At 75.0% G+C, this 7,954-nt stretch carries 5 protein-coding genes and 2 pseudogenes; 4 read left to right on the top strand and 3 right to left on the bottom strand.

Features of this window, described 5'->3' with window-relative positions; genetic code table 11:
* Window positions 1–242 (bottom strand): annotated as a pseudogene (locus tag B0E54_RS31730) (hypothetical protein); the annotation flags it as partial.
* Between the two features lie 126 nt (window positions 243–368).
* Here B0E54_RS31730 and B0E54_RS31725 point away from each other — a divergent pair.
* Window positions 369–1,169 carry an S-adenosyl-l-methionine hydroxide adenosyltransferase family protein gene (locus tag B0E54_RS31725; protein WP_234591529.1) on the top strand — a complete coding sequence of 267 codons (801 nt, stop codon included), beginning with the start codon at window positions 369–371 and terminating at the stop codon, window positions 1,167–1,169.
* Window positions 1,132–1,437, top strand: a complete 306-nt coding sequence (locus B0E54_RS31720; protein ID WP_308195446.1) for a CPCC family cysteine-rich protein — start codon at window positions 1,132–1,134, stop codon at window positions 1,435–1,437. The genes B0E54_RS31725 and B0E54_RS31720 overlap by 38 nt, the downstream gene beginning before the upstream one ends.
* Before the next feature lie 27 nt (window positions 1,438–1,464).
* On the opposite strand, the gene B0E54_RS31715 is transcribed toward B0E54_RS31720, so the two are convergent.
* Window positions 1,465–2,736 carry a hypothetical protein gene (locus tag B0E54_RS31715; protein ID WP_234591528.1) on the bottom strand — a complete coding sequence of 424 codons (1,272 nt, stop codon included), beginning with the start codon at window positions 2,734–2,736 and terminating at the stop codon, window positions 1,465–1,467.
* A gap of 109 nt (window positions 2,737–2,845) precedes the next feature.
* Between B0E54_RS31715 and B0E54_RS31710 the strand changes: the two genes are divergently transcribed.
* Together B0E54_RS31710 and B0E54_RS31705 are read left to right on the top strand one after the other, a co-directional pair.
* Entirely contained in the window at window positions 2,846–3,643 is a 798-nt protein-coding gene (locus B0E54_RS31710) for a DNA-formamidopyrimidine glycosylase family protein (protein ID WP_234591527.1), read from the top strand.
* A gap of 166 nt (window positions 3,644–3,809) precedes the next feature.
* Window positions 3,810–7,484, top strand: coding sequence for a hypothetical protein (locus B0E54_RS31705; RefSeq protein ID WP_234591526.1), 3,675 nt, complete (start codon window positions 3,810–3,812; stop codon window positions 7,482–7,484).
* 17 nt (window positions 7,485–7,501) lie between these two features.
* Here the strand turns inward: B0E54_RS31705 and B0E54_RS31700 are convergent.
* Window positions 7,502–7,954: pseudogene (locus B0E54_RS31700) on the bottom strand (hypothetical protein); the annotation flags it as partial.

Genomic DNA, 7,954 nt, shown 5'->3' with positions numbered 1-7,954 from the left:
GCGGGCGGCACGGCGGGCGGCGCTGTCGACTGGCCGGGGCGAGCCGAGGGCTCGGCGGCATCGGCCGAACCGGACGGGACCAGCGACGGCGTCGGCGCGCTCGCGAGGTCGCTCGCCGCCGGGGTCGCGACGGGCGAGGCCGGCGGGGCCGCCCGAGAGCTGTTGTCGTCACTGCCGCAGCCGGCGGTCAGAGCGACGGCGACCAGAAGGATCCCGACGGCGGGCAGGCTCCGATGTGTCACCAGGGCAGTCTGCCGGCCCACGCCCGACGGCGGCAGTGGCCGGTCGGGCAGCGCGCTGTCCCATATCCGCCAACCCGATGGCACGACTCGTCAGGGAACGACGCGCCGGGAGGCTAACCTGCGGGCATGTCCGGCACACCGTGGATCTCGTTGACCACCGACTACGGCCTCACCGACGGTTTCGTGGCCGCCTGCCACGGGGTGATCGCCCGGATCGCGCCGGCCGCCCGGGTCATCGACGTGACCCATCTGGTGCCGCCGGCGGACGTCCGGCGCGGAGCCGCGGTGCTGGCGCAGACCGTGCCCTACCTGCCGGTGGGCGTGCACGTGGCGGTGGTCGACCCGGGGGTGGGCACCGCCCGGCGGGGTGTCGCGCTGGCCACGCCGGGTGGGTTGCTGGTCGGTCCGGACAACGGGCTGCTGCCGGACGCCGCCGCCGCGCTCGGCGGGGTGACCGCCGCGGTGGAACTCACCGAGCCGCGCTGGTTGGCGACGCGGGTGTCCGGCACGTTCCACGGTCGGGACGTCTTCGCCCCGGTGGCGGCCCGGTTGGCGCTCGGTGCGCCGCTGGCCGGGGCCGGTCCGGCGGTCGACCCGGACGGGCTGGTCCGGCTGCCGCCGCCGGTCGTGGCCCGCGACGCCGAGGGCTTCACCGCCGAGGTGCTGACCGTCGACCATTTCGGAAACGTGCAACTAGCCGCACCGGCCGAGGTGCTCGGCCCACTCCCGGCCGCCGTCCGGGTGAGCTCGCCGGGGCCCGGACCGGCCCGCGCGGCCGTGCGCGGACGGACGTTCGGCGACGCGCCGGAGGGCGGCCTGGTGGTGTACGTCGACTCGGCCGATCTGGTGGCGGTGGCGGTCAACGGCGGCCGGGCGGTGGACGTCCTCGGTGTGTCTCCGGGTGACCTCCTGCGGGTGGCCGGGTGACATTCGACTATGGAATGCTGCCCCGGTGGGTGAACACGTAGTTCCCGTGGGCTGTCCCTGTTGTGCCTCTCGGACCGGCGGCGGGACCTGCCCGGTCTGCTTCTGGACCGACGACGGTCAGAGCGATGCCGACGCCGACGCCGTGCGGGGTGGCGCCAACGGCGACCTGAGCCTGTCGCACGCCCGGCTCAACTACGCCGTGTACGGGGCGAGCCACCCGCGTTACCAGGACATGGTGCGTCCCGCCCGCCCCGACGAGCGTCCCTGAGGACGCCCGCCGAGGCGGGGTCGCGACTCAGCAGACGGGAACGGTGCCGCCGTAGACGGCGGAGATGTACGCGTGGCTGACGTACTGCCCGGTGGCCAGGCGGTTCCACCTGGTGGTGGTGCGGTACGGGCCGGCGACCGACTGACCGGTGACGTAGCACTGGATCGGCACGTTGGCGAACCGTGCGGCGAAGCCGCGGGCCGCGTACGACGTGCTGGGTCCGCTGCGGATGTTGAGCGGCCCGTCGCCGACGACGCCGCGCGGCCCGCCGCCGGTCCACAGGTAGGCGACGTCCACCCAGGCGTTGGTGGTGAGTTGCAGGCCGTCGATGAAGGTGCCGTCGGCCAGGTCGATGCCGGCCGGGTTGAGCACCGTACGCCCGAACTGGTCCCGCCCGCCGTTGTAGCCGGACTGGTAGGCGGCCTGCGCCTCGGGCCGGCCCTGCGGCAGGTTCTTCCAGTTCTCCCGCACCGCGGACGGGTTCCAGTAGTCGTCGCGGGTGTTCCACGGCCCGACGTCCCAGACCGGGGCGTACTCGCAGCGGGCGCCAGTGGTGGTGCAGACCCGCACGGTGTAGTCGCCGCTGTTGAGCGGGGAGAGGCCCCGGCGCGACGGTAGCGCCGCGAAGTGGTCGCGCGGCTGGATCGTGTGGCCGTTGGCGGTCAGTTCGCCGACCAGCCCGATCCGGGTGGCGTACACCCGGTAGGTGAGGCCGGGCGTGGCGGCGGAGACGGCTGTTGTCGCGTCGGCGGTGAGCTGGACGTCGCGTACCGTCGCGGTGGCGCCGCCGGCCCGCGCGGTCAGCACCACCCGGGTCTGCACCTGGCTGACCGGCCGGTCGAAGACGGTGCCGGCGGTGGCGGTGGCGGCCCGCCACTCGGTCCAGCCACTGACCCGCCATCCGCGGACCTGTGCCTCCACGCTGGCGCCGGCGGGGACGTCGGCGTTGATCGCGGCGCGGACCCGGGTGGCCGGTCGGGTGAGGGCGCGTGGCGCAGTCAACAGCATGCCCTCGGCGAGCGCGCTGTGCGGGCTGCGGGGGGTGCGTCCGGCCGTGCGCGCCTCGCGCAGCCGCAGCCCGGCGGCGGTACGCCGGACGTTGACGTCGTCCCGGTCGACGGACAGGTCGGCGCTCCACCGTTCCGCACCGGGCGCGGCGGCGGTCAGGGTGAGCGACGTGCCGGTTGCGGGGACGGTGGTCGGGAAAAGGCTGGTGGCGGGCGCTACGGCGGCTGTGAGTGTGAGGGCGAGGGCGGCGGTGAGGGTGGCGGGTCGGATACGACAATGAGGTCGCGTCATGGGCATTCTCCTCAGAACTCCCTGACCCTCGCATGTCAGGAGATCATGAGGAACCTGACTACAAATAGCGACACATGCGAATCTTGCTCGAAAGAGGGAGGATGGCAGGGTGCCCGAAGGTGACACCGTCTGGAACACCGCCCGCGTGCTGCACCGCGCGCTGGCCGGCGCGCGGCTCACCGGGTCCGACTTCCGGGTGCCGCAGCTGGCCACCACCGACCTCACCGGATGGACCGTCCGCGAGTCGGCCAGCCGGGGCAAGCACCTGCTGCTCCGCCTCACCGCCCCGGACGACGCGCGGTGGACGCTGCACTCCCATCTGCGGATGGACGGCGCCTGGCGGGCGTACGCGCCGGGGGAACGGTGGAGCGGCCGACCCGCGCACCTGATCCGGGTGGTGCTGCGCACCCCTGGCGCGGTGGCGGTCGGCTACCACCTGCACGAGCTGGCCCTGGTGCCGACCGGCGAGGAGGACGGCCTGGTGGGTCACCTCGGGCCGGATCTGCTCGGCCCGGACTGGGACCCGACCGAGGCGGTCCGGCGGCTCGCCGGGCACCCGGAGCAGACCATCGGCGAGGCCCTGCTCGACCAGCGCAACCTGGCCGGGGTGGGCAACCTCTACAAGTGCGAGGTGCTGTTCCTGCGGGGCGTGTCGCCGTGGACGCCCGTCGGCGCGGTGCCCGACCTGCCCGCCACGGTGGCGCTCGCGCAGCGGCTGCTGGCCGCCAACCGGGGCCGCTGGACGCAGAGCACCACCGGTTCGCTGCACCGGGGGCAGACCAGCTACGTGTACGGCCGCCGCGCCCAGCCGTGCCGCCGCTGCGGCACCGCCATCCGCAAGGAGGAGCTGGGCGAACGGGTCACCTACTGGTGCCCGGTGTGCCAGCCGGAGCAGCCGGACACCTGAACTGGCCCTCGCCGGCCGGCGCCAGCCCAGATACGGACGATTGGGTAATTCCTATCCGGCCTCCGACGTCGCATGCTGCGGTTGAGTGCTCACCGCCCGTCAGCAGAGTGCCGAGGGCCGCCACGCCGGGGTGGCGATCCTCGTGCCCCAACCTTTGGGGAGAGTCATGGCGATCTTCCGCAGACTCCGCTCCACCTTCTTCTACCGGCCCACCCCCGACAGCCTCGGCCGGACGGTGTCCGTGCCGGCCGCGCGTACCGCCGAGGAGGCCGCACCCGCCGCGAGCCTGGACCCGACCGCCGTGCCGCGCTGCTTCGGGCCGGTGCCGAACGTCGCGTACAGTCCCCGCCCGACGCGCGGCCCCGACGGCCGGCCGGCGCCGGGCACCGGGCTGCGCAAGTTCGTCGACGCGCTGCCGATCCCCGGGCGGGCGGGCGGCACCGACCTCGGCGGGCGGTTGCCGGTGGCGGTGCCCGACACGATCAGCTACCCGGGCTGCGACTACTACGAGATCGGGCTCCAGGAGTACACGCAGCGCCTGCACCGGGACCTGCCGGCCACCCGGCTGCGCGGCTACCGCCAGCTCAACCTGGGCACCGACGCGTCCGGCCACAACACCGTGGCGCCCCCGGAGCGACCCTGGCACCTCGGCCCGATGATCCACGCCCGGCGGGGCCGGCCGGTCCGGGTGAAGTTCATCAACCAGCTCCCCACCGGCCGGGCCGGCGAGCTGTTCCTGCCTGTCGACGAGACGGTCGAGGGGGCCGGCATCGGCCCGCTGGACGGCCCCGCGCCGTACCCGCAGAACCGGGCGGTGCTGCACCTGGCCGGGGCGCAGACCGGCTGGACCAGCGCGGGCAACCCCGGGCACTGGATCACCCCGGCCGGGGAGATCACCCCGTACCCGACCGGGACGGGCCTGACGCCGGTGCCCGACATGCCACCGCCCGGCGTCGGGGCCACCACGCTCTACTTCCCCAACGAGCAGAGCGGCCGGCTGCTCTGGTTCCACGACAACACAGTCGGGCTGGCGCGGCTCACCGTCTACGGTGGGCAGCTCGCGCCCTACCTGCTCACCGACCCGGTCGAGGACCAGCTCGTCGCCGACGGGGTGCTGCCGGCCGACCAGCTGCCCCTGGTGATCGAGGACAAGACGTTCGTACCGGACGACACCCAACTCGCCGCCGAGGACCCGACCTGGGACCGGGAACGGTGGGGCGCCCGGGGCAGCCTCTGGCACCCCCACGTCTACCAGCCCCGGCAGAACCCGTACCGGTCGGGCGGGCGCAACCCCACCGGCCGGTGGGACTACGGCCCCTGGTCGCGCAGTCCCGCCCCGGACGGCAGCCGGGCCGACGGCGAGCCCACCGTCGACGGCTGGCCGCTGGCGGAACGCATCACCGGCGGGCCACCACCGACCGGGCCGGGGCCGGTGCCCAACCCGCACCACGACCCCGTCGGGGCGCCCACCGAGCCCCCGCTGCGCCCCGGGGTGCCACACCCGTCCGCGGTGCCCGCGGCGTACGGCGACACCCCGCTGGTCAACGGCGTCGCCTATCCATACCTGGAGGTGCGTCCGCGCGCGTACCGGTTCCGCATCCTCAACGCCTGCCTGGACCGCAGCCTCCACCTCCAGCTCTACCGGGCCTGCTCGGACGCGCCGATGTGGACCGACGACGGCGTCCTGGCCGACGCGGACGCCGGCGAGGTGCCGATGGTGCCCGCCGTACGGGCGCCGGACCGGCCGGCGGCCTGGCCGAGCGACGGGCGGGACGGCGGTGTGCCGGACCCACGGGCCGCCGGCCCGGAGTTCATCCAGATCGGCAACGAGGCCGGGCTGCTGCCCGCCCCGGTGGTGCTGCCGAACCGGCCGATCGGTTACCGCTACGACCGGCTCGACCCGACGGTGCTGAACGTGGACGGGCACACGCTGCTGCTCGCCCCGGGTGAGCGCGCCGACGTGCTCGTCGACTTCTCCACAGTGGCGCCGGGCAGCACGCTGATCCTCTACAACGACGCCCCGGCCCCGCTGCCCGGCTTCGACCCGCGCAACGACCAGCACACCGACGCACCGGACCGGACGGCCGAGGGCGGCCCACCGCCCACCGAGCCCGGGTACGGGCCGAACACCCGTACCCTGCTCCAGTTCCGGGTGCGCGGCGTGCCCGAACCGGCGTACGACCTGGCCCGGCTGCGGGAACGGCTGCCCGGGGCGTACGCGGCCAGCCAGCGCCCGCCGATCGTGCCGCAGCCGGCGTACGACCCGGCCTTCGGCAGCCGGACGGCGGCCGAGACGACGGTGTCGGCGCACGCCGACACGGTGACGTTCACGCCGTTGGGCGGCGGCGGCCCGGTGACCCTGCCGATCGAGGTCAAGGCCGCCCAGCAGGTGTTCGAACCCGGTCACGGGCGACTGGCCGGGCGACTCGGCGTCGCCCACCCGCACGCCGGGCCGCTCGCACCGGCGACCCTGCCGCTCGGCCCGACGGACCCGGTCACCGAGGTGCTGTACGCCGCCGACCCGGCCATCCCGGTCGGCGCCCCGGCCGACGGCACCCAGCTGTGGCGGATCAGCGGCAACGTCCGGCAGACCGAGCCGCTGCACTTCGGCGGCTGCGACGTGCAGGTCGTCAACCGGGTCGGCTGGGACGGCACGCAGCGCCAGCCGCACCCGGCGGAGCTGGGCTGGAAGCAGATCGTCCGGGTCAACCCACGCGAGGACGTGGTGGTGGCGCTCCGTCCCGTCGCTCCGGCCCTGCCGTTCAAGTTGGGCGACAGCGTCCGGTTGCTCGACCCCGGCCGTCCACCCGGCGCGCGGGCCGGGTCGACGCCGATCAGCCCGACCGACGGGCGAGCCGCCGTGGTCGTCAACCAGATGGTCAACCTCGGATGGGAGTACCGCTGGCACAGCCAGCTCGCCGGCCACCGCGACCTGGGCATGAGTCGTCCCCTGGTGCTGCGGGTGACGCCGAGGGCGCCCACCGGGCTGACCGCCACGCCGGTGCCCGGCTCGGCCACCGCGTTGCCGGCGATCGCCCTGGCGTGGACCGGCAACGGCGGACGCCCGCCCGCGACCAGCCACCTGCTGCAACGGGCCACCGACGCGACCTTCGGCGGCGACGTCACCACGATCACCGTCGCGGCCGCCGCCACCCGCTACACCGACGCGACGGTCACCCCCGGCCAGACCTACCACTACCGGATCCGTGCCGAGAACGACGTCAGCTACTCGTCCTGGTCCAACAGCGTGCCCGCCTCGGTGCATCTCGCCGCGCCGGGCGGGCTGATCGCGGCGATCCCGCCCGCCGCGCCGCTGCGGGTGGCCCTGCGCTGGACGAACCGCTCCTTCGCCACCGGCATCGACGTGCAGCGGGCCACCAATCCGACCTTCACCAGCGGCCCGGGCACCACTGCCATCGGGGTCGGTGACAACCACCTGGACACCACTGCCGCCCCGGACACCACGTACTACTACCGGGTCCGCACCACGTACCTGGGCGCCGCCTCGGCCTGGTCGACGGTGGCCGCGGCGAGCACCCCGCCCGCGCCGGGCATCCCGAGCGGGGTGACCGCCGCCGCGACCGCGCCGGGGCCGGACACCGCCACTGTGGTGCTGGGGTGGACGGCGCACACGCCCGCCGGTCCGGGGTCCGGGTTCATCGTGCAGCGGGCGCTGGACCCGGCGTTCGGCCAGGAGGTGGCGACCTTCACCGTGACCGGTCGCGGCTTCACCAACACCGGGTTGGCCCGGGGCGTGACCTACCACTACCGGATCCGGTCGTTCAACGTCGTGGGCAGTTCGCCGTACACCGGGCCGATCCCGGTCACCACCCCACCGTGACGGGCGGGGCGGGGGGCTCAGCTGGTGGGTGCCCGCAGCCCGGAGCCGCCGGCGCGCAGCTCGGCCAGGGCCGAGGCGACCCCGTGCAGCAGGTCGGTCGCCTCGGTCAGGCGGTCGGCGGCCGGGTGGGTGGGCTCCGGTCGGGCGTCCTCGGCGAGGTAACCGGCGGCGGCCACCACCAGCCGCTCGTAGGCCGCCACGCCGCTCTCCAGCTGGGCGGTCAACGTGCGGTGCGCCTCGGCCAGCGGCGCGCGGGCGTCGGTCGGCGCGAGCCGCAGGGCCCGTTCCACGCTGGCCACCCGCGCGGCGAGGTCACGCAACGACCGGTCGGCGGCAGCCGCCTCCACCACGGCCGGTTCGGCCAGCCCGGTGAGCCGGGGCGCCATTCCGGCCAGGGTGAGCGACGCCCGGTCCAGGCGGGCCCACTGCTGCCCGGCGGTGGTGCCGCGCAGCGCGACCCGACTGCGCAC

The sequence above is a fragment of the Micromonospora sp. MH99 genome (genome assembly GCF_021442385.1).
GTDB lineage: Bacteria > Actinomycetota > Actinomycetes > Mycobacteriales > Micromonosporaceae > Micromonospora.
Note: the sequence above shows the minus strand (reverse complement) of the source record. Positions and strands in the feature narration are given on the sequence as shown.